The organism is Paraprevotella clara YIT 11840 (assembly GCF_000233955.1).
In the GTDB taxonomy this organism is placed as follows: domain Bacteria; phylum Bacteroidota; class Bacteroidia; order Bacteroidales; family Bacteroidaceae; genus Paraprevotella; species Paraprevotella clara.
In genome coordinates this window covers 172129-195091 of record NZ_JH376579.1, presented here as the reverse complement: position 1 = coordinate 195091, position 22963 = coordinate 172129, and the positions used below count along the sequence as shown (strand labels likewise).

17 protein-coding genes and 1 pseudogene are annotated in these 22963 nt (G+C 47.1%); 12 read left to right on the top strand and 6 right to left on the bottom strand.

Annotation, left to right across the window (positions count from 1 at the left end; all coding sequences use genetic code 11):
* Positions 1 to 296: 296 nt before the first annotated feature.
* Positions 297 to 1102: pseudogene (locus HMPREF9441_RS01545) on the top strand (KilA-N domain-containing protein).
* 5 nt (positions 1103 to 1107) lie between these two features.
* Positions 1108 to 1869, top strand: coding sequence for a class I SAM-dependent methyltransferase (locus HMPREF9441_RS01540; RefSeq protein ID WP_172634896.1), 762 nt, complete (start codon positions 1108 to 1110; stop codon positions 1867 to 1869).
* 47 nt (positions 1870 to 1916) lie between these two features.
* On the opposite strand, the gene HMPREF9441_RS01535 is transcribed toward HMPREF9441_RS01540, so the two are convergent.
* The 6 genes from HMPREF9441_RS01535 to HMPREF9441_RS01510 form a co-directional block, all read right to left on the bottom strand.
* Positions 1917 to 2726, bottom strand: a complete 810-nt coding sequence (locus tag HMPREF9441_RS01535; RefSeq protein ID WP_039864753.1) for a Fic family protein — start codon at positions 2724 to 2726, stop codon at positions 1917 to 1919.
* 417 nt (positions 2727 to 3143) lie between these two features.
* Positions 3144 to 4265, bottom strand: a complete 1122-nt coding sequence (locus tag HMPREF9441_RS01530) for a 6-bladed beta-propeller (protein ID WP_008617232.1) — start codon at positions 4263 to 4265, stop codon at positions 3144 to 3146.
* 41 nt (positions 4266 to 4306) lie between these two features.
* A complete protein-coding gene (locus HMPREF9441_RS01525) occupies positions 4307 to 5455 on the bottom strand; it encodes a 6-bladed beta-propeller (protein ID WP_008617231.1) in 1149 nt (382 codons plus the stop codon).
* A 182-nt stretch (positions 5456 to 5637) separates the two neighbouring features.
* Positions 5638 to 6759: a DNA-processing protein DprA gene (gene dprA, locus HMPREF9441_RS01520; protein ID WP_008617230.1), complete on the bottom strand. Its 1122-nt coding sequence runs from the start codon at positions 6757 to 6759 to the stop codon at positions 5638 to 5640.
* A 35-nt stretch (positions 6760 to 6794) separates the two neighbouring features.
* Positions 6795 to 7202 (bottom strand): acyl-CoA thioesterase, encoded by a 408-nt coding sequence (locus HMPREF9441_RS01515; protein ID WP_008617229.1) that lies wholly within the window; start codon positions 7200 to 7202, stop codon positions 6795 to 6797.
* Between the two features lies 1 nt (position 7203).
* Complete coding sequence (locus tag HMPREF9441_RS01510) at positions 7204 to 8511, bottom strand: DUF2851 family protein (protein WP_009392023.1); 1308 nt, start codon at positions 8509 to 8511, stop codon at positions 7204 to 7206.
* Positions 8512 to 8613: 102 nt separating this feature from the next.
* Here HMPREF9441_RS01510 and dapB point away from each other — a divergent pair, with 102 nt between their 5' ends.
* The 10 genes from dapB (at position 8614) to HMPREF9441_RS01460 (ending at position 22951) form a co-directional block, all read left to right on the top strand.
* Positions 8614 to 9369, top strand: coding sequence for a 4-hydroxy-tetrahydrodipicolinate reductase (gene dapB, locus HMPREF9441_RS01505; protein WP_039864749.1), 756 nt, complete (start codon positions 8614 to 8616; stop codon positions 9367 to 9369).
* Between the two features lie 20 nt (positions 9370 to 9389).
* Entirely contained in the window at positions 9390 to 10838 is a 1449-nt protein-coding gene (locus tag HMPREF9441_RS01500) for a S26 family signal peptidase (protein ID WP_008617224.1), read from the top strand.
* A 10-nt stretch (positions 10839 to 10848) separates the two neighbouring features.
* Positions 10849 to 11670, top strand: a complete 822-nt coding sequence (lepB, locus tag HMPREF9441_RS01495) for a signal peptidase I (RefSeq protein WP_244949554.1) — start codon at positions 10849 to 10851, stop codon at positions 11668 to 11670.
* Positions 11670 to 12353 (top strand): WbqC family protein, encoded by a 684-nt coding sequence (locus HMPREF9441_RS01490; protein ID WP_008617208.1) that lies wholly within the window; start codon positions 11670 to 11672, stop codon positions 12351 to 12353. Before lepB ends, HMPREF9441_RS01490 begins: the two co-directional genes overlap by 1 nt.
* A 421-nt stretch (positions 12354 to 12774) precedes the next feature.
* Positions 12775 to 14073: a hypothetical protein gene (locus HMPREF9441_RS01485; protein ID WP_008617206.1), complete on the top strand. Its 1299-nt coding sequence runs from the start codon at positions 12775 to 12777 to the stop codon at positions 14071 to 14073.
* A complete protein-coding gene (locus tag HMPREF9441_RS01480) occupies positions 14070 to 15530 on the top strand; it encodes a glycosyltransferase family 2 protein (protein WP_008617204.1) in 1461 nt (486 codons plus the stop codon). The genes HMPREF9441_RS01485 and HMPREF9441_RS01480 overlap by 4 nt, the downstream gene beginning before the upstream one ends.
* A complete protein-coding gene (locus HMPREF9441_RS01475; RefSeq protein ID WP_008617202.1) occupies positions 15527 to 18475 on the top strand; it encodes a tetratricopeptide repeat protein in 2949 nt (982 codons plus the stop codon). Before HMPREF9441_RS01480 ends, HMPREF9441_RS01475 begins: the two co-directional genes overlap by 4 nt.
* Complete coding sequence (locus HMPREF9441_RS01470) at positions 18444 to 20567, top strand: DUF4838 domain-containing protein (protein WP_244949553.1); 2124 nt, start codon at positions 18444 to 18446, stop codon at positions 20565 to 20567. Before HMPREF9441_RS01475 ends, HMPREF9441_RS01470 begins: the two co-directional genes overlap by 32 nt.
* A 6-nt stretch (positions 20568 to 20573) precedes the next feature.
* On the top strand, positions 20574 to 21143 hold the full coding sequence (locus HMPREF9441_RS01465; RefSeq protein WP_244949552.1) for a DUF1573 domain-containing protein: 570 nt from the start codon (positions 20574 to 20576) through the stop codon (positions 21141 to 21143).
* A gap of 86 nt (positions 21144 to 21229) precedes the next feature.
* On the top strand, positions 21230 to 22951 hold the full coding sequence (locus HMPREF9441_RS01460) for a hypothetical protein (protein ID WP_172634895.1): 1722 nt from the start codon (positions 21230 to 21232) through the stop codon (positions 22949 to 22951).
* The last annotated feature ends 12 nt before the right edge of the window (positions 22952 to 22963 follow it).

Genomic DNA, 22963 nt, shown 5'->3' with positions numbered 1-22963 from the left:
GAAGGATGAAGGATGTTTTTGGAAAATCCCTTGGAGGGGCGTTTTCGGGGCGGCTGCCGAAGAAACAAAGGTGGTTTCCTTTTTCATTTTCGGGTTAAATGCGGTACAGCTTTTGGCGGAATACAGGAAATCCTGAAAGAAAAATATTCCTAATCCTTGCGCTTTACGGGAAATAGGCGTATATTTACAACAAAGTAAGCTTTCTGGTCTGCCATTTTTGTGAATAGCCCATTAAAAAGGATGCAGTTTCTCAAATTATAGCGACCTTTGTGATTGAAACTCAATGTATCATTATAATGGCAAAAATTACTGTTCAAAATACAGATATTAGCGTTGTCAAGTACAATGAAGAAGACTACATCAGCCTTACAGACATGGCAAGAAGCCAACTGCAAGAGCATATATCTTCCGTTGGCTTAGTCTTAAAAGCACTATCGAGTATCTTGGCGAATGGGAAATGTTGTATAATCCCGATTTTAATTGTACCGAATTCGGTACAATTAAAAATACGGCAGGAAGTAACAATTTTGTGCTTTCGGTGAAAACGTGGATAGAACGTACCGGTGCCATCGGTATTCGTTCTAAGGCAGGTCGTTATGGTGGCACATACGCACATCGGGATATAGCATATCATTTTGGCATGTGGATTTCTCCTAAATTCCAATTACTTCTTGTTAAGGAGTATCAGCGGCTAAAGACAGAAGAACAAAGGCTGCTCGGTTGGTCAGCGAAACGTGAATTGTCGAAAATCAACTACCGCATACATACTGATGCCATAAAGCAAAACCTTATTCCGATGGAAGTCACACCAATGCAAGCAAGCATTATTTATGCCAATGAGGCCGACGTGCTGAACGTGGCGATGTTCGGTATGACAGCAAAACAATGGAGAGAAGCGAATCCCGAACAGAAAGGAAACATCCGTGATTATGCTACTATCAATGAACTTATCTGTTTGTCGAATATGGAGAATCTAAATGCCGTGTTTATCGAACAGAATATGACACAACGTGAACGTCTTGTTAAGTTAAACCAAATAGCTATCCATCAAATGAGCATATTGGAAAGTGGTGATAATCAAAATCGTGAGCTGTTAAAATGAAGAATATGAATACAGATTATAAAGTCGGTGATTTTATTTATAATGCAGATATTTATGATGGGTTGAATAAATCTCTGTCCGATTTGGAGTTTTACAAAAAATGGCTGCCTCAAAATAAAGATGCCAAAATACTTGAACTCTGCTGTGGAACGGGTAGGCTTACGATTCCAATAGCAAAGGATGGTTATAATATTAAGGGAGTTGATTATACTTTATCCATGCTTGAACGGGCAAAGGAGAAAGCATTTCAAGCCGGATTAAAAATAGATTTCATTGAAGCGGATATTAGAGGGTTAGACCTAGGAGAAAAATTCGATTTTATTTTTATTCCGTTTAATTCAATCCATCATTTGTATAAAAATGAGGATTTATTTGATGCGTTGAAAGTCGTAAGAAATCATTTGAAAGAAAAAGGTTTGTTTTTATTGGACTGCTTCAATCCTAATATCCAATATATTGTTGAAAACGAGAGGAAGCAACAAGTTATTACCCAATATACAACCAATGATGGAAGAAGAGTGTTGATAAAACAAAGCATGCACTATGAAAGCGCATCTCAAATTAATCGTATAAAGTGGCAATATTTTATTGACGATAAATTTCATTCAGTCCAGAATATGGACATGAGATTGTTTTTTCCCCAAGAGTTAAATTCATATCTCAAACAAATTGGATTTAATATTATCCATAAATTCGGGGATTTTACGGGAGGAGATTTTGATGACAGTTCAGAGAAACAAATATATATTTTGGAACTTAAAGAGTAAGGGCAAAATGATAAAAGCATAGACGAAAAAGCTGCTCCTGATATGTTTTAGAATAGAAAGCCAAAACCTTTCTTCTGTGAAGCATTGAACTTCTCAATCTCCAAAGAAAGCGATTTTTTTAATTGAGATGCCATGAAATCCAAGAACGGTTGGTTGGTTTCTTCTTCTTGTGAGCGACGTAAGGAAAGAATATATTCTTCTCTGTCTTCCCTGAATATCTTGGTCGGGAAAAGGTTACGGCAGAATTGGATATAATTCATCAGCAAACGCGCTGTCCTGCCGTTGCCATCCACCCAAGGGTGAATCGTGGCCAAGTTGAGGTGGGCGTTGAAACTCAATTCGTATTGTTCCCTGAATGTCCCTGATGTGCTTTGCTTTTCCTGTAAGATGGCGCAGAGTCTATCAACCTTGGCAGGGACTTTTTGGTAATTCATGTAAGAATGTCCGCCAATTCCTGCCGTGACACCGCACAGACGGAATTCGCCTTTGGAAGAATCAAAAGAACCGCCCATGACGTTATAAACACTGCCCGTTGTACGCATCAATGCAGCATTTAGCTTCCGCAAAAATGCCGGAGTGACTGACGTCTTGTTCCGGGCTTCTGCTTTGGCCAGTTCGTATGCTTTCTTTAAGTCCTCGTTCATCAAATGGTAAACCAATGGCTTTCCTTTGGCAGTCAGCCCTTCGTCGAAAAGCATTTGTGCTTCCGCTTCGGTGAGCGTAGAGCCTTCAATGGCCGTAGAATGGGTGATAAGGGAATAGAGGTAGTACTTCTCATAGTCCACCGCTTCACTGATGCTCAGTTCTTGAAACTTTTGGTATAGCTGTCCTATCTCTTGCCAGATACTTTGTTCCATCGCCTTTTTATATTTCTTTCCAAAGGTACGGTATTTGCTTTGTTCGTCCAAAAAAAACGGCTTAATACTACGTTGGGATATGTATTGCGAAACGGCTTCTGTTTTTAACATACTTTCAGTCTGACGGCTTTGTGGAACCCGGACGGAACCTTGAAATCCTTGCGGAATTTGCGGGCGGAAGTACGTCTGTTTGCAAATATCGCAGTATTGGCCTGTCGCTGATTTATCGTTTTGTGGCCTTATTTTATGTTTTCATAGCGAAATGTTCGTGTATTTATCATTTTAGTTTTGCGATATTGTCTTTTTGAAAGTAAATATATGACTTTTTGTGGTTGTAAGTCCGACACCCTTCGAAGGTGAAATAGAAAAAAGTGGAGTATCTTTATGCCAATGATCAGAAAGTTGGTTTATATCGGTTTATTTGATTTCCCAAAGATATAGCATCGGGTTGTCCTGTGGAGCGATGTCCTTTTCGAGGAAAGGCAGGTAAGGATGATATAATTTCATTTGGCCGAATTGCTCGAATTCCTCCTTGTGCTTTTTGAGGTGTTGCAGCGTTTGTGACACGAATGCGGCCGACATGCCGTATGCCATTCCGTTGTTTGTTCCCTGCACAGGGATAAGCCGGGAATTGTGCCCAAGGCACACATCGTTATGCAGATTTTCGTCTACAATGCATTTTCCGGTCTTTCGGTTCAGGATGAACCATGACTTAGAGCTGTCCGTGTTGAAAATCAGGAAGGAGTCCGAAGCACAGATGTTGTAGATGTTATAGGAAACGGATTGAGGGGTTTGTCCGCCAAAATCCAAGTTGTAGGTTGCCGTGATTTTCCCGTTCCGTATTTGGCAGATCCGGTTGCTTTGCGGCAAGCTTGCATAGATGCCGTCTTCAGACGGTGAAAGCGATTTTTCGGGCAGGATGAATGTTTCTCCGGGAGTTTGTTTCCCGGAGGGTATACCTGCTTGTTTCCACAAGACGGAAGGCGCACCCTCCAATCGGTTCTTGTCGAACACCACAAGCTCACAGCCGTCTCTTTTCAGGGATGTCCGGATGGCATACAGGCAGTTTCCGTCCAACCCGATTTCGAGCAAAGGAGTAACCATTGGGATGGTCTGTTCCACATTCAGGTCGAGGTCGAACACCATGATTTGGCAAGTTGTGTTGCAATAGGCATAGAGCTTTTGTGATTGCGCATCAAGGGCGGCATCCTGTATTTTGAGGCGGTTTCCGGAAACTTCTCCTGTTGCACCGCCTATGGATTTAAGGAACTTCCCTTCGTCATTGAACATCAGGATTTTATTTTCCTTTTCATCTATCACGTATATCCTTTCCTGGGCGAAAAGCAGCCGTCCGATGTGGAAATCTTGGATACGGCTTTCCTCTGTCGGAGAGTCTAACAGGATGTTCTTTTGGAGCGTTACGAACGATGACATGTTGAGTGGGCGGTAGTCCTTGTATTCCACCGTCACTTTTTGTTTCGTGCTGCAGGATAGGCAGGCCAGAAGGGCGATTGTGCTTAAAAAAATGTTATGCTTCATTTGATTGTATTTGTGGTGTTGTATATGATGTAGAGGGAGGTTTACTTGATGGTCCAAATCATGATGAGCGGGTTGCCTTCCGGGTTGAAATTACGGGAGATTTCCTTTAGGACAAGTGGCATGTCGTTTTTCTTTGTCCAAGCCTGTAATGTTTCCTCAATGGAATGGGCGTTGCATTGGAATACGATGCCTTCCGGAAGCCCTTGCGTGGGGATGATTCGTCCGCAGTGGATGCGGGACAAGTCGTTATAAGCTTCCTTGTATCCTTCACACAGTCTTTTTTCCTTATCCATAATGAACAGTTCAAAGGAGTTGGTATTGAATAATAGGAGTGAATCTGAACTGCTCATGTTGACGATGCTCCAATGCAATCCGTTATTGTAGCGGTCGAACATCTTTGGGGTGATATTTTCAGGGAGAGGATGCGCAAGGAGCCCGTGGTCACCGAAGTCCATGTTGTACGTTTCTGTAATCTCGCCCTTCCGGAATTGGTAAATGTGGGTATCGAAAGGGAAGCATACGTATGTGCCATCGTGGCGTGACAGAAGGCTTTTGCCAAAGGTCCATCTTCCCGGCACTATGTTTTGGAAAGTAAGCAAAGTGTCAGGTTCGGTATCAGGCCGTGATTTCGCGGTGGACACCAAGCAAAACCCTTTTGCGGGTGGAGCGTTGTAACATATGCCGTAAATGAGATTCCCTTCCACGACCATCTCGCCCATGTAATAATCCATGTGGATGATTTCTTTCAGGTTCAAGTCGAAGTCGAACACCATCATTTGGTAAGGCGCATCGCAATGTACATAAAGTTTTTTGTCCTTTTCATCGAGGGAAGCATCTATTACCCGGAGGTATTCGCTGTGCCCCCGGCCAACCATATTGGCTGTGGATTTGAGGAAGTTGCCTTCTCCGTCGAACATTACAACCTTGTTGCCGCTGCGATCCATGACGAAGATACGGTTGTCTGCGAAGAGCAATCTTTCAATGTCTTTGACGAAAGCCTCTTGTTTCGGGGCAGACAGGCCTATGATTTTATGCAGATTCAGGAATGAAGAGAAATCCAGACTGTAGTTGTAATCGTGGATTTCTACCAAGACAGGCGGGGCTTCTTCCGATTGTGGGGAATGACTGCAAGCGCATGCTGTGCCCAAAAAGAAGAGGCCGTACACCAAAGAGATGGGGGTGTTTCGCATAATGTGGATTCGATTATAGTTTCATGAAGTTGGAATATCCAAAACTTGCAGTAAAAATACGGTTCTTTTTTAGAAGTATTTTCTTTCATGTTGCAAATTTCTTCTCATTTGTTACCTGTCGGTGAAATGTTGCAAACGGGAAAGGAATATGTTGTATAATGGGTGTGTTTATAGGTCCTTCCTTAGGTTAGCCGGTACATCCCTCCACTCAAGAGCTTGACTATGCCTTTCATTTCCAGATTGAAGAGAAAAGCGCTGAGCTTATGTACCGGAAGGTTGGTGGCCACGGCCAGCGTGTTGATTTGCAGGCATTCCGACTGGCGCAGGCAGTCTACAATACGTTGTTCCTCCTCGCACAGGTCGGGGAAAAGTTCACCTTGTATGCCTTTGTCTTTTTGGTTTTCCGATGAACGAGGTTGCCATCCCATGGCTTCCATGAACTCCTGCGCGTTTTGCAGCAGGGCGGCTTTGCTGTCCCGTATCAGGCGGTTGCAGCCTTGTGAGTAAGGGTCGCCCACGCGGCCCGGAAAGGCGAACACATCGCGGTGGTAACTCATGGCGATGTCCGCCGTAATCAGTGCGCCGCCTTTTTCGGCGGATTCCACCACGATGGTAGCATCCGCCATACCTGCCACGATACGATTCCGGCGTACGAAGTTCACCTTGTCGGCGTTCGTACGGCTCATGAATTCCGTAAGCAGTCCGCCTTGTGACGTCATTTGTACGGCCGTGTCGCGGTGCAGGCGGGGATATATCTGATCCAGGCCGTGCGCCAATACGCCTACGGTGTCTACCGCATTGTCCAATGCCGCACGGTGGCTATGGATGTCTATCCCATAGGCCAGTCCGCTTACCACCAGCACATCAGGGCAGAGATTGGCCAGTTCAGCCACGAAACGGCGGCAAATATCTTTCCCGTATTCCGTGCAGTGGCGCGTGCCTACCATGTTGATGACATGTGTCCGGTTCAGGTCGGCGTTTCCTTTGTAGTAAAGCAGTAGGGGAGCGTCGTCGCATTCCCGCAGTCGTGAAGGATAGTCCGTGTCGTGGTAGCACAAACATTTGATATGGTGTTTCCGGGTGAATTCAAGTTCTTCTTCTGCCCGTGCCACTTGAACTTCCATCTCTTGTAATGCGGCAGACAGCTTGTCCGAAGCTTCGGGATAAAAGTCACGGATGTGATGGCGGTGGTCGAACACTGCCGAGGCACTGCCCAACTCCTCCATCAGGCGGTGTTGGGCGGCAGTGTTGACACGCGGTACCCGCGTCAAGGCCATGGTGTAGATAATTTCCTGTTCGGTCATAAGTTCATGGTAAGGTAAGAGGTTGGCAGGAAAGGTCAGTCTTCCGGTTTCGGCACGATGTCGTCCAATTCGCGGCAGGTTCCCAAACGGCCTTCTATCAGGCAAACGGTATCCACCTGGCTTTTCAGGCAACATTTCATGTCCGGCAGGCGGAATATGTCCTGATAAAACACGTATTTGATGCCTTCTTTCTCAACGCGCAGCTTGCTGACAAAGCGGTCTCCGCTTTTCAGGGGCGTTTTGAAAGCCATGTTCAGTCGTGCCACTACCGCATCTATTCCTTGCACGTGCAAGTCGGCAAAACTGATGCCTTGTGCGAGCAGGAACTCGTGCCGGGTGTGTTCGATATAATGTTGGTAATTGGCGTTGTTTACGATGCCTTGCAGGTCGCATTCATAGTCGCGTACCTTCATCTCCAGTTCAAAGATATAATCCGTTTTCATTTTATTCAGAAGTGTTTTTTCGTTTCAGAAATTCATAACCGAAGCGGCAATGCAGACAATATTTCCGGTCGCAATACTCTTTTTTCAGTTGGATGAGCGCTTGCGAATCCGACGCGCTGTCCACTTTGATACCGCATTCGGCCCATTGGCGTGTGATATAGTTGTTTTCCGCCTTGATTGGTTCTAAGAATTGCAAAGCCCGTTCGCAATATTTGTCGTTGCCGTGGGTTTGTCCGTAGGCATACAGCAGCGGGACGACGGTATTGATGGCGATAAGGTTCAATGAACCTGCCGTCAGAGCCTTGGCATTTTTGTGGCTTGGACATCCGAAAGTATAATGCGACTCCCAATAGGGGGTGGCGTGCGTGGAGAGCATGTCGTGCAGTTCTTCCAATGTCCGGGCTTCCAATAATCGGGAGAAACCGGCCGTCTGGTTGTAATACAGTTGGGTGAGCTGGGCGATGCGCACATGGGGAAAGTTCTGCGGCCTCAGACGCAGGAATTTCCATGCTGCCGCGTCCATGGGCGTAAGGGCGAACTTATGTGCCAGATAGTCATATTCCCGTTTCAACCGGGGATAATAATCGTCTTCGATGGCTTCGTCGCGGTATTTCTTCGGAATAGTCTCGAAGTCCAACAGTCCGGCCTGTCCCATGAATATGGCTTCTATCTGGAACAGGTTGTCGCGATGGTGTGCCACGGCTTGCAACGGGATATGTTGTGCCCACACTTCGAAAGCATCTCCGTTGATACCGAAACCGAAATTACGGGACAGGGTGATGAAGTAGGCCCGTTCCCAATCGCCTTGCAGTTTTTCCACACGGGCGGCTACGGTCCGTGCACGTTGTTCCAACCGTTCGTAAAGCAGGGCGTTCATCCAACTGTGCACCGTGAACGGGTCGATTTGGGGAATGATGCGATGGCATCGCGGATAATCCGTTGTCCGGCACAATTCTTCGTAGTTTTCGCGCAGGTAGCCGGGCACTTCCACGATGAGTTGCGGAAGCGTCTTCCCGTCTTGTGTGACGACGGGGCGGTCGGCTGTTTCCGTCACATGCAGGATGACGTTGTTGTAGTGGGTGTCTTCGTGATGCCCGTGGGCGTACCAATCGGTAGCCCGTCCGTGAATCTCGATGTTACCCACCCATGTCGTACCGTCCAGTTTGATTTTGGCGTTGAAAAAGTCAGGGCCTGCGTCTCGGTTGAGTGTTCCCGGGTCGATGACCTCCAGCGTCAGGCCGTCTGTGGTTTGCAACGGTTTGAGCGGAAACAGTTTGTATTTCCAGATGTAGTGCAACAGCTTTTCCATAATGCTGGGGCTGAAAAGTTTATTTTTACTAACAAAAGTAATGAAATTCAAGTCAAATCCCTATCTTTGCGAGAGAAAATATCAGCATATTACTTGAAAAATATGAAAATCGCATTAATCGGCTATGGCAAGATGGGTCACATGATAGAGCAAATCGCTTTGGAACGTGGCCATGAAATAGTGAGTATCATCGACATTGATAACCGTGGAGATTTCGCTTCGGAAGCTTTCCGGAGTGCAGACGTGGCTATTGAGTTTACTACACCGCAAACGGCGTACGACAATTATCTTCAGGCTTTTGCCGCCGGGGTGAAAGTGGTGTCGGGCAGTACGGGATGGATACCCGAACATGGCGAAGAAGTACGCCGCTTGTGCCGCGAAGAGGGACATACGCTTTTCTGGAGCAGCAACTTCAGCCTCGGCGTGGCTATCTTCGGGGCCGTGAACCGTTATTTGGCACGCATCATGTCCGGTTTCCCGGCCTACGATGTGAAGATGGAGGAAGTGCACCATGTGCATAAGTTGGATGCACCGAGCGGGACGGCCATTACGTTGGCCGAAGACCTTATCCATGCTATCGGTCGTAAAGACAAATGGGTGAAGGGTACGTTTACGGCACCGGACGGAACCGTGAGCGGTACGGAGGCGTGTGCGACAAATGAATTGCGTATCGACAGCGTACGTCGTGGCGAGGTACCGGGCATTCATTCCGTGGTGTATGACAGCGAGGCAGACAGTATTACGATTACTCATGACGCGCACAACCGGAAAGGGTTTGCGTTGGGGGCCGTACTGGCAGCCGAATATACGGCCACACATGAGGGATTGCTTACGATGGATGATTTATTCCAATTTTAAACGACATTTGAAAGAAAGACATGAAGAAACTCAGGCAGAAGCCCACACGGGCACAATGGATAAAGATGGGTGTCGTAACAGCCCTCTATCTTGCTTTCCTCGTATGGATCAAGAGTTGGTGGGGATTGTTGGTCGTACCGTTCATCTATGACGCTTACATCACGAAACGCATCCCTTGGACATGGTGGAAAGAAGCAGAAAGTCCCGTGACGCGCACGGTGATGAGTTGGGTGGATGCCATCGTGTTTGCTTTAGTGGCTGTGTATTTCGTCAATATCTATTTTTTCCAAAATTATACGATTCCATCGTCTTCGCTCGAAAAGTCGCTTTTGGTGGGCGATTACCTGTTCGTGAGCAAGATGAGCTACGGACCGCGCAAGCCGCAGACGCCTTTGTCCATGCCGCTTACGCAGCACACGATGCCTCTTGTGGGTTGCAAGTCGTATATCGAATGGCCGCAGTGGGATTACGAGCGTGTTCCGGGCGGACGGGTACAGTTGAACGACATCGTGGTGTTCAATTATCCGGCGGGCGATACGGTGACCGTGAACCCGGAATACCAAAACATGGATTTTTATGCCATCGCATACGGCATCGGCGGTCAGCAATATATGCAACTGCATGGCGGTTATCCGCTTTTGGATTCGCTCACCCGGCAGCAACAGCGCGACTTCTTTGCCGAGCTTTATGCCATGGGACGTCAATACATCGACCAGAATCCCCAAGTGTTCGGCGGAGTGATGTCGCGTCCGGTAGACCGGCGGGAGAATTATGTGAAACGTTGTGTGGGACTGCCCGGACAGACGCTTCAGATTAAGGACCATGTGGTCTATCTGGACGGCAAGCCCAACAAGGAACCGGACAATGTGCAGTACGATTACTTCGTACGCCTGAAACAGGCCATACCGGACGAATTAGTGCGGGAACTGGGCATCAGTGGGGAAGATTTGGCTTCATTGTCCGAAACAGGAACCATGCCGCTGACACAGTACGCTTACGAGCGTCTGAAGGCCTGTACGGACATTGTGGACAGTATCGCTTACGATAATGTAAATTCCGTACCCGACGGTTTGTATCCGCTCAATGCCTGGACGGGTTGGACACGTGACAATTACGGTCCTATATGGATTCCGGCCAAAGGAAAGTCCGTCAAACTGACTATGGACAATATAGCCGTGTATGAACGTCCTATCCGAGTATACGAACATAACGACCTTGAAGTGAAGGATGGGAAGATTTTCATTAACGGGAAAGAGGCGGATAGCTATACATTCAAGATGGACTACTATTGGATGCAGGGTGATAACCGCCATAATTCGGCCGATTCACGTTATTGGGGTTTTGTTCCCGAGGATCACATTGTGGGTAAGCCGATACTCATTTGGCTTTCGTTGGATAAAGATCGCGGATGGTTCGACGGTCATGTGCGTTGGAACCGCCTGTTCCGCCTGGTGGGTCACATCAAATAGATAAAGGATATTGAAGAAGACTGGACGACTGTGTGCCGTGTTGCTGGCCGCTGCCATCGGGGTAATCTTGGTCAGAGGGTGTTGGGTGTTTCTCATAGAGATACCCGAAGATGGCGAACGGCCTGTTTTTATGGCGGGTGACCGTGTGGCGGTAGACCGTACGGCATACGGGCTGCGTCTTTCGCCCATGCGTTGGTGGGGCTATATGCGTTGGGGCACAAGTCCTGTGCCGCGGGGCGAATGGGTAGCTTTTAATGACCCTTCTGCCGGCGGGCAGGACAAGCGATACATAGACGAGCGAGATGTCTTTGTGGGATTCTGTTATGCTGTTCCGGGAGATAGCCTGTGGATAGATTCGTTGGGGAAAGTGTATCGAAACCGTCCTCGTGACCATCGTCCTTGCAGGGTGGTGGAACTTCCCCGCCGGAACGCTTACGTGACACTTACTCCCGATAATATGCAATGGTATTGCCGTATGATCAATCTTCACGAAGGAGTGCGTGCCGCAGTCATTGCCGATTCGCTTTGTGTGTCAGGGCATTTCGTGTCGAGTTTCCGTTTCAGCCACGACTATTATTGGATGTCGTCGGCTAATGAGCGTAACCACGCCGATTCACGTACTTTCGGGTTTGTGCCCGACACTTATATTATCGGCCGTTTGAGCCGTATTCTTTATTCTTGGGATACTGAAGCACCATGGTATGCCCGGCTTCGTGCCCATCGTACGATGATGAAGGTCGGGCGCGAAAACACGTACAAACCGAGAGGAGGACAAAGTCCGTCCGTCCGCTCCGTAGGCATAACCGTGTCCGTTCAAAACCAAAATCCTTGATGATGAGTCGTATCTGTTTGCTTTCTTCCGCTTATCTGGCACCGGTACAATATTACACCAAACTTTATGCTTATGCTGAAGCGTACGTCGAGGCATACGAGCATTATGTGAAACAAACTTACCGTAACCGTTGCCTCATTGCTTCGCCTTCCGGTGTGCAGGCGTTGACCATTCCTGTGGTGAAGCCTGCCTCAGATAAGTGTCCCATGAAGGATATCCGTATCTCAGACCATGGGAATTGGCGCCACCTGCATTGGAATGCTTTGGAGACGGCTTATCGCAACAGTCCTTTCTTTGAGTATTATGCCGATGACTTCTTACCGTTTTATACGCAGAAGTGGGACTTTCTTTTTGATTTTAATGAAGCGATCCGTGCCAAGGTGTGCGAACTTATAGACTTGCACCCCAAAGTTGCGCAGACGGCTTCTTATGGATTTATGGATTTTGGAGGCAGGTCGGATGTTTGTGTTGCCGATTTCCGTAATTTGATAAGTCCTAAAATATCAGTTGAGGCTGATGTTACTTTTATTCCTCGTGGATATTATCAAGTCTTTCGGGAAAAACATGGTTTCTTGCCCAATTTGAGTGTCGTCGATCTTTTGTTCAATATGGGACCCGAATCACTTCTTATTTTGCGTGATTCAATACAAGAAGATGCTTGCCAACCGTTACAAAATTTATGAGTAGTGTAGAGCATTAAGGTTTTTATTCGATAGAAAATCTGTCTTTTATTTGTAGGTAGAGTGTTTTTTGTGTTGTAAAAAGCTCTACTTTCTGTTGTGCCGTCTTTTGTCTTTTCTCTTACTAAGAGAGCGATCTTGTTGGCGGCAAAGATAATAAAATAATCTGGAAATAAGCTATTTATAATATAATATTTCTAAGAAAAATCAGCGATATTTCATAACTTTTTTAATGATGTGTTTTACGAACGAGTCTTCGAAAGGCTGGCAATAATCTGTTTATCAATGACTTAATATTTATTATTTATCTCTTAGTAAGAGATGTGCATTATGGAATGTCTATAATATTGGGTGAAAGTTGGTAATGAGGGGGAGTAGATAGTCTTTTGTGTACCTTTTGTGAGAGCTGTAATATAAGAAAAGTATGAAACGAATTCTTGTAGGAATGTTTTTACAGATGGTATATACCGTCTTTTGCCTGGCAGAATCAAATATAGGAGTTCTGCAGGCCAGTCATACAGGATATTCGGGGGCGGATGATGTCTATCAACTTTGGGGATGGAATATATTGAGATATTATTATTATCTGTATAGACATCTTTTTGTAGATTATCCGTGGGTGGTGAGAGTGGCATACGGAGTGATTCTTGTAAGTTGTTTGGGATTTGCCGTCATTTTTTGCATTATGGGAGTTCATGTCTATCTTCGGCGCCGCAATGCAAAGAGGAAAGCTTGGATTAAAGACAGATATTTTGATAAGTTGAAAGCCATCGTCCATGAAGAGGTGGAGAACCTTTCTACTGAGGAGATTAGCCGACGTATGGAATATAAACCACGTAAATGGAAGACGTGGGAGATGCGTCTGTGGTCGGAAGTGCTGGTGGAATTGAGTCTTTATACGAATGTGCAAAATCCGAACTTGACGAACATACAACGTGTCATGAAACTTATCGGCTTTACGGATTACGTGGAAAGACAACTCATATTAGGTAAACGTAAAGATAAAGTGGCTTTGATGCAAGCCGTGAGATTGACCAACATGCAGTTGCCGGATAGTATTGTGGCGAGTTTGGTGAACGATAAAGATATACGGTTACGTAAGGCAACCCGTTTGTATTATATGTGCACGAACAAAGAGGAACCTTATATGTTTCTGGAGGAGAGTAGTATTCAGAATACAGCCTTCTCTATTTGGGATAAGATGGAACTTCATGAGATATTTAGAAAGATACGTGAAGGTGGTAGGCCGGTTCCTTTGTTTGTTCCTTTATTGCAGAAAACGGAGGCAACCAGTAAAGTTGTCTTTTTCATGCACGAGATTGCCTATTGGGGGACGGACCAAGAGGTGAAATACCTTTTCTCTTATTTTGATTCTCCCAATTTTCTTTGTAGAAATGCTGCATTCGCTTGTATGGGAATCCGTCGGTTTGATGAGGCGGAAGAAGTCATGTTGGGGCTTTTCTATAAACAGACCGAGATTTTGCGTCGGTCTATACTCAATGCTTTGTTGGCCATAGGTTCGGGTATCCGTGTACATTTTTTCGCCGACGTATATGAAAACTCCGTGTCTAATTACACCAAACGTACGGCCTTGCGTTGTTTGTGGCTGTACAACGACGAGGGGCGTAATGTTTTTCTCCGACTTAAAGTCAAGGCAAGTAGTGAGAACCAGATATTGTTCGAGCATGTAGAGAACCCCATAATTAACAATGAGAGCCTATGAAAGATATCATTTTCTATTTTTACGGCTATGTGGTCTTCTTTTATAGCTTGGGACTCATGGTTTCATACGTGATTCTGATGTGGCTTGCAGAATTAGGCATACTCCGTAGCAAACATTCCCATCTTTCGGTGTATCCCAAATATATCATGGATAACAGTCCTTATACTCCGGGAGTGTCTATTATCGCTCCGGCTTATAATGAAGAAAAGACCATCGTTAACAATGTGAATTCGCTGCTGGCACAAGAATATCCGATATTTGAAGTGGTGATTGTCAACGACGGTAGTCGTGATAAGACATTGGAACTGCTCATCGAACATTTCTCGTTAGTAGAGGTGCCGTTTGCCTACGTGGAATATATACATACGAAACCTTATCGTCGGTTGTTCAAGTCAACCCGGACCGAATATAAACGGCTGATTGTGGTAGATAAGGAAAACGGAGGAACGAAAGCCGATGCCGTCAATGCCGGGCTTAATGCTTCCTCCTACCCGTATTTCATCAATACCGATGTGGATTGCATTCTTTCCAAAGACGCTATTTCGCGTTGTATCATGCCGTTTTTGGAATCTGAGGACGTGATAGCCGTCAGTGGAGTCATGGCAGCTTCGAACGGCTGTCGGATAGAAAAGGGGCAGATGGTGGAACTCAGACCACCGCATACTCCTTGTCCATTGTTTCAGACCCTGGAATACATGCGTTCGTTTTTTATCGGAAAGATGGGGTGGTCTACTATCAATGCCATGCCTAATGTTTCGGGAGGTTACGGTATGTTCGACAAGAATGTGGTGATGGCTGCGGGGGGATATAGTGGAGACTCTTTTGCCGAAGACATGGACATGTTGATACGTATGGTCGGTTATTGCTGCGATTTCGGACGAAAATACCGTGTCGTACAGATTCCGGCTAACTGTTGTTGGACGGAAGTTCCTCCCACATTGAAAGTGCTCTACCGTCAAAGGGTACGTTGGGGGCATGGGTTGATACAGACTTTTGTGCGTCATCGTCGGTTCCTTTTTAATTGGAAATACAGGCAATTGGGGATGGTGACTTTGCCTTATGTGCTTATTTTCGAATGTCTTGCTCCGGTTATTGAATTCTTCGGTCTTCTCACCTTCCTATATCAGGCTCTTACTGGTGTCGTAAACTGGAAGACGGCTGTCGTCATATTTTTCGGACTTTACGCTTTCTGTATAAGTCTTTCGTTGGTCGTTCTGTTTTACGATTATTCGCTTGGGGGGTCGTTCCGTAAAGTCAAGTCCTACCTTTGGATTATAGGAGCGGCTATCTTGGAACCTTTTCTTTATCACCCTCTCATTGTGGTTTTTTCCATTAAGGGGTATTGTAATTTCCTGCTCAATAAGAAAGCCGTATGGGGCGAAATGAGCCGTAAGGGTTTTGCCGGAAGTAAGAAAAAAGAGAAGTCCGGAGAAAGAGAGAAAGGAGGTGAGTCATGAGGAAGTTCGGTTGTTTGTTGATCGGTTTGATTTGTTTTGTCAGTATTGTGGGGGTATATGCGTTTAACATTATTGAAAAAGATGATGTACATACGCCTGATTATTACGAATCGAACGTGCGTTCGATGTTCGGACGAGAGCAGTGGGAGGCCGGCAAACAACTGTTGGATGAAGGTTTGAGCATCTATCCGGATGTCAATGGCTTGAATGAACTTTGCGGTCGTTACCATTATAGGAAGAAGGATTATGATACCGCCCGTTACTTCCTTGTACGGGCGGTGCGGGACAACCCGGAGAATGTGGAAGCCAAACAGTTGCTTATTAAGGTGGAGGATGAAACCCGAAACTATTCCAGTGCCATTTGTTATGTCAATGAGCTTTTGGAGATTAACCCTTACTGGCAAGGACTTTGGCGGAAGAAGATAGAACTTTATCGGAAACAGGGCAATGTAGAAGAAGCCGACCGCCTGCTCAGGAGGCTGAGGCAAATCTATCCTAATGATTCCACCGTGCAACGGGATTATGTTTACCGTCTGGAGGAAAGTTATCAGGAAAGACGTAAAAGCGGCGACAAAGAGAAGGCCGTCGCTTTGCTCCGGGACTTGGTGGAAGTCTCGCCACAGAACGAAGGGTATTATCTGGATCTGGTGAACCTGCTGTTGCAGCAGGGCAATACGGAAGAAGCCATTCAGACGGCCGGTGTCGGTGTGTCCCGCATACCGAGAAGTTCGGCACTTATCATTAAAAAGGCCTCTATCCTGGCCGAAGAAGCCCGTTATCAGGAAGCCATGGCCTTTGTCAAGTCGAGGATGAGAACCAACCGTGACGGTCATCTGGTGCGTTTCTATAATCTGTTGCTTGCGGAGGCGGCCAATGCGGCACGGATGAACGATCCGTACGTGCTTTACGGTAAGGTTTATGAAACGTCCAAAAGCGATGAAGCTTTGGATTACATGCTCAACACTGCCGTTACGCGCGGTTACAATGATGATGCCCTTTACTATTTGGCCGAGGCCAAACGACGCAGGGGGGAGCAGACATCTTTGCTGTATAAAGAGTATCTGGTGTACAAGCGGATGGGTAATACGGCTAAGGCTTATACTTTGTTGTCGAATCTGGTAAAGATGAATCCCGAAGACGCCGACCTTGCGGATGAATTTGCACGCAATCAGTTGCAACAGGCATCGGAACTGGTTTCCGACGGATTCTATGCCGAGGCTTTACCGTATTTGAAAGGAGCGGTTCGCGGAGGTTATGATGATGAAACGAAACTGGCGGCTTTGGACAAGACTTATGCTTGTTATTACGAATTGCGGCGCTACGACGATGCACTGGCGGTTCTCGATTCCATTCACGAAGAGTATCCTGATTACGAAGGATACTTCGTGAAGAAAGCTGATGTGTTCAGCCGCAGAGGACAGACGTCTGAGGCACTTGATGTTTTGAACCTTGCCATGAGCGATACGGTGCAGACCGAGTTATATCCGATGTATGCCGCCGCATACGAGGAAATAGCCATTCCTTATATAAAAGAACTTATCGAACGGGGAGCCAGCGGCAGGGCTTTCGGAGAGAGTGTCCACCTGCTCGAAGTCAATCCCTCTTCATACGAGGGTTTGCAATATGCCATCGGTATGTCCGACCGTCTCGACCGTCATGAGGATTATGATGCGTATGTGTCTCAGGCTCGTTCCATATATCCGGAGGACATTGATTTTATTGTAAAACAAGCCGCTTCTTATAGCCGTACGGAAAATTACCGGCGGGCTGTGGATTTGCTTCGGCCGCAGCTTGATGATTATCCCGACAATGACGGTCTTGTAGGGGCTTTTGCCGAAAATAGCGAGCTTATGGCGCTTCAGTTGATTAAAGAGCACGAACCGGATTCTGCCATAGCCGTTGCGGATACGGCTCTGTTGTTCGACGAAAACAACGAATCGCTCTTGTTGGCCAAGGGGACGGCTTACGAAGCGATGCACCGTTATGACTCCGCTTATTTTTATCAGCGGAAATATAAGCCGGGCATTGAAGAAGCCGAGAGTTTCAAGCGGCATATCGACGGGCTGCTCAGTCGGTCTTACCGGAACGAGATAAGCTTGGAATACCTTCAAGGACGTTATGGGGAAGAGGATGTGATTACTTCCGTGGCTTCGGCTTCGTATATCCGTAAGAATGCCTACAACCTGTTCACCGGGCGGATTAATTATGCCGGACGGGATGGCAGTACGAGCGGCGGGGACCCGGAGGACCAGGTGTCCGGCGGCGTAGGCCTGCAACTGCAAGGCGGTTGGGAGCACCGTTTCTCGCGGAAATGGGCGGGAACGCTGACCGCAGCCTGGGCCAACAAGTATTTTCCGAAGATTACGGTGGGTCTGCAGGCCGCTTACGAAGCGGATAACGGATTGTCGTTGGATATCCATGCCATGTATAGGCGTATCAGTACTTATTCCAAAACGTTCCGCTGGGACGACAGCTATGGAGAAGGCGGATGGGTATTCAACGGTTGGGATAGGAGCAATCACAATTTGTTCAGTGCCGGTCTGGGATTGTCTAAGGTATGGAACCAGGTTCTGGTAGGCGGGAAAGCCGATGCCTATTTGCTCTCTTCACGTTTTTATGTAAATGCTTCCGCCCAGCTCAAATATTATCCGTTGGAGGACGGGCGTACGAATATCACCGTGACGGGAGCAGTCGGTACGGCACCCGAAGCCGATATGATAGATTACGCCATGCCCAGCTCGTTCGACCGGTTGAATACCATGGTAGGACTGGGTGGGACTTACATGTTCAACAGCCATTTGTCCGGAGGAGTCATGGGGACGTGGCACACGTTCTATACTCAGCTCAACAACCGTACGGGGACTCGGACGAAATATGTGGAGAATATAGACACACGGTATAAAAACTTATATAATGTATATCTGCAACTGTTCATACACTTCTAAGCTAAAAGCAGTATTCTTCTTCGGACTGATACTGTCGTTGTGTTGTGCCTGTTCCCGGGCGGGGGCACGCCGTGTTTCGTCTTATGACCATTATTGGGTTAAAGCTGCCGACGAAAGGGTGGAAGCGGATCGGAAATGGGCAGATTATCTGTTCAATCATCTCGATCGCCGTACGGGGAGCCGTAGTGTGGCTTTGCGACAAAAACCTGCACAAGGTACGTTCCTGCAAATCGTAGTGCACATCGATGCGAAGGGGAAGCATGATTATTCGGCTGTTCTTGACGGCGATGTATTACGTCTGACCGCTTGCGACGAAGATAAGATGCTATGGTTGATATACCAGTTTCTGGCTTCTGGAGCAGACCCGCGCATAGAAGCCTCGGACTTGCCGCCGGCCATGATAGACATAGCGCATGCCGAAGGCGATTTTGCTTTTGAATACCGGGGAATATATTCTCCTTCCAACGCAGACCCCGAACTGATGCCGGTTACGGCTTCCCATCATGTGGACTACGACTGGGGACTTTGGGGGCATAACCTTCGGCGTGTCTTTCCAGGCGAAGTGCCTGAAGAGGCTTTGGCTTGGGTAGACGGGCAACGTGACGAGAACCAGTTCTGTTTTTCTTCGGAGCTGTTTTTCAAGGCAGTAGAGGCTTATGTTACGGATAATTACGGGGAGGCCGGCGGGGTACGTTTTGCCATTATGCCTAACGACAACGGTGCGGTTTGTGCCTGCAAGGCTTGTACGGCGGCGGGCAATACGCGGAAAATGGCTACTCCGTCCGTGAGCCGTTTCATCCGTCGTTTGGCCGAACGTTACCCCCATCATTTGTTTTTTACTTCGTCTTACAGGACGACCGAAGTACCGCCGGCCGAACCGTTGCCTCAGAATGCCGGAGTAATCATCAGCGCCATGGATTTGCCCTTGTGGCCGGACTTTGCCGGAAAGAGACCGGCAGAGAATTTTTCCCGAAAAGTAAAAGAGTGGCGTAAGGTCGTTTCGAGGATATATGTGTGGGATTACATGCGCAATTTCGACGACTATTTCACGCCGTATCCCTGTTTAGGAGTTTTGAGTGAGCGTTTGCGTTACTTTCACAGCCTTGGCGTGAAGGGACTGTTTTATAACGGCAGCGGCTACGACTATGCCTCTTTCGATGATTTGCAGACGGCTGCATTGGCTTGTATGTTGATCAATCCCGACCTGCCTTTGGAGTCGTATACGGAACGCTATCTGAAACGTTTCTATCCGCATGCGTCTGACATTTTGCTTCCGGCTTACCTTTCGTGGGAGCATACCGTGAAAGAACGTGAGGCTTTGTTACCTTCTTATGGAGGAATTGCCGATGCGGTCGCAGCCTGGCTTGACCCGGTAGAGTTCGGGGCATTCTGCGACAGGTTGGACGGCTGTGCCAAGCAAACGGATGGTATGGAACGCCGTAGGTTGAATGAGTTGTTGACAGCCCTGCAATTCACCCGTCTCGAACTGTTGCGTATGCCTGCCGGAGCTTATGATGAGCGCAAGGCCGACCTGTATTTGGAGTCTCTTTATGGATATACGGCTTTTTCCGGTATGAGAAATTATCGTGAGGCATTTGGAAGCGTACAAAGTTATTTAGAGGAATGGAATGTTTTGAAAACCGAAAACCGTGAATCTCAAAATCCCTTGAAAGGAATACGGCTTTCATGCCAGCCTGCGGAAGATGAAAACGCAGCCTCTCTTCCCGTGCTTACCGACGGGCTTTATGCTTTGCCTTCCGACTATCATACGGGATGGTTCATCGCTTCGTCCCGCCGGTTCGTCCTGCAAGTACCGCCCGGAAAGATTTCCGACGGAGCTGTTCTGGAGCTTTCGCTTCTGTATGCTCCGGCTTGGCACATCTTTTTGCCTGCTTCTGTAGAAGTGTGGCAGGGAGAGGGGAAAATGGCGTCGTTCGGCCTTCCTCCGGTCGGAGAGAAAGAGGTGTTCAGCAAGCAAAGAGTGAGCTGTAAACTCGAAACGGTAAATCCGGATATTCCTGTGGAACTTCGTTTTATGCAAGTCGCCGCGGCTCGTGCGTCTGTGGCGTGTGATGAAATAAAAGTGTATTGAATGGGTATGAGGAAGGTGAATATTATATATGTAGTGTGTGTCCTTCTCTGTTGCTTGGGATTACCGGCCTGCAAGAAGAATATAGGCCTGACGACGGTATCTGTGGCGGATTCCGTACGTCATTATTATCCGTTGATTGCGGGACAGGTGCTTAACTTGTCATACGAAATAGAGAATACGGGCGACCAGCCTCTTATCATACGCGACATACAGTCTTCTTGCGGGTGTATCGTTCCGCTTTTAAAGCAAGGCGAACGTATGGTTTTGCCAGAGAGAAAAGCCCGTCTGAGATTCAGGTATGAGAGTGCGAAGAATATCGGTTACGTACAACACGTCATACGGATATATGGTAATATACATCCGAATGGCATGGTAAAGCTCGTGTTTGATGTGAACGTGGTGCCGCATGCCGATTATACACGCGATTATGAAGAGCTTTATAAGGAAGAAGTAGAGAGAAGTGCATTGGTGAGAGGGTTGGTAGACGGTGATGAATCGGAAAAGGGATACTATGTAGACGACGTAAGTCGGGATAGCCGTGAAAGTCCCCGTTATCCGTGGCGTGGAGAAGAATAATTGGTGACTGCGGCATGAGGCCTTCGAGATAGTGATATCATTTTATTTGTTTAATTTTTTAATGTAAATGTTTTATGAGAATGAAAATGAAGAGTTTTTTAATTCCGGCTTTGGCTCTGGCGTTGGCCGGATGTGCCAATGAGGAGTTGGAGACCATTGGCAGCGGGACCATTCCTGCCGTGCCCTCCGGTCAGACGATATTGTTCAGCAACAATACCGCTTTGACCATCGGGGATGCGGACGGGGTGCAGACCCGTGCGATGGAGGGGAGCATGGAATTGAGGGAAAATGTGAATGAGGCTTGCAACTTGGAATTGGAAGAGGTTCCGTCCATTCCGGATGAGGTCGCCACATTGTCCGACAAACAATTTAACGGTTGGGATGTTCCTTCTTATGTTCCAAAGGAAGGGGTGTATACCATTGACGGCGGGACGATAAGAAAAGATATCTTCGTAGACGGAACGTTGTATGTGAAGAAATACACAGGAAAGGGTGGACGTATCATCGTTAAGGACGGTGGAACAGTCATTTTTGAAAGTAATGTTCTTGAGGAGATAACCGTACTCAATTACGGTGAGTTCAGCGTCAAAAACAAAGGAGATGAATTTGCCGTTAAGAAAGGAGCTACTTTGAAAACCGTGTCAGACCTTAGCGTAAAGGGCAAAGTGGAGTTGAATGGAGATGTGTATGTGGGAGGCGATTTCGTGTGCGACGAACTTGATACAGACGGATCTTCTAAACTTCATGTAGTGGGTGACTTGAATGTGACGAGTGGCAAGGAGGAATCAGAGTTCGGAGATATGTCCACGGTTTGTGTTGAAGGTACATTGTATGCCCGCAACCTGGATTTGGAGGAGAAAACGAATGTTCATGTCGGCTGTAAGTTGCAAGTTACTGAGAAATTGGAGTTGGAGGACTTTTGCGAGCTTACGGCAGAGTACATCAAGTCGTCCAAAACGGAAATCTCTGGTGCTACCGTCATTTTACGTGAAGGCGGATTGGCCGATTTAGGCGATTTGTGTTATGAGTATTCTCTGAAATCTGCCTTACGCTTCAAGGTAATGGGTTGGGGGAAGGCCATGATTGCATGTAACGAATGCGAGTTGAAGGGTACTTATAGCCTGAAAAACGTCGTAGGACCTAATTTCTATTTCAATTATGAAAAGTTCTATGTATGGAATGGCTTTGGCAAAGAAGAGGCGGAAATAAAGATTGGAACCACATTGGTGAACGTGGCTACGTCGAACGACTATGTTGAAGGCGGTTGCAACCCGGGCTTCACTACCGACGGCGGCGAGACTCCGGTTGATCCGGAACCCGATCCGGAGCCAGAACCGGAACCCGAGCCAGAACCTGATCCGGAACCGGGCACTTCTGCCGACATCGAGCTTCAGATTCCGACCGACATCGAAAGGGAATGGTTTGCGGAAGCCGACGACTTTGCCATCCGCGTCAATGGCAAATATGAAGAAGACATTATTCTCGAAGGTAATGCAACGACATTGCACGGCGTGAAAGTGTCGGAGAGCAACCTGAAGGTTACCCTTTCCGGAATAGAAAACCTGCCTTCCGGCGACGAGTACACTTACGAGTTGTGGATTTGGGTAGAAGAGGAATCTTGGAACGCCTTTACCGACGCAGAGCGGAAAGCATGGGTTAGCGGAGACGGTGACGGAACGGACATTACCGAGAAGTGTACGGTTACCGCACCCGAAGGTTATAGCGTAAGGAAGAATGTCTATGCCGGTTTGGGCGGACAGAAAGATACTCCTTATATCAAAGTCTCTATCCATGTGGTGAGAGATTGATTTCTCTTGCGG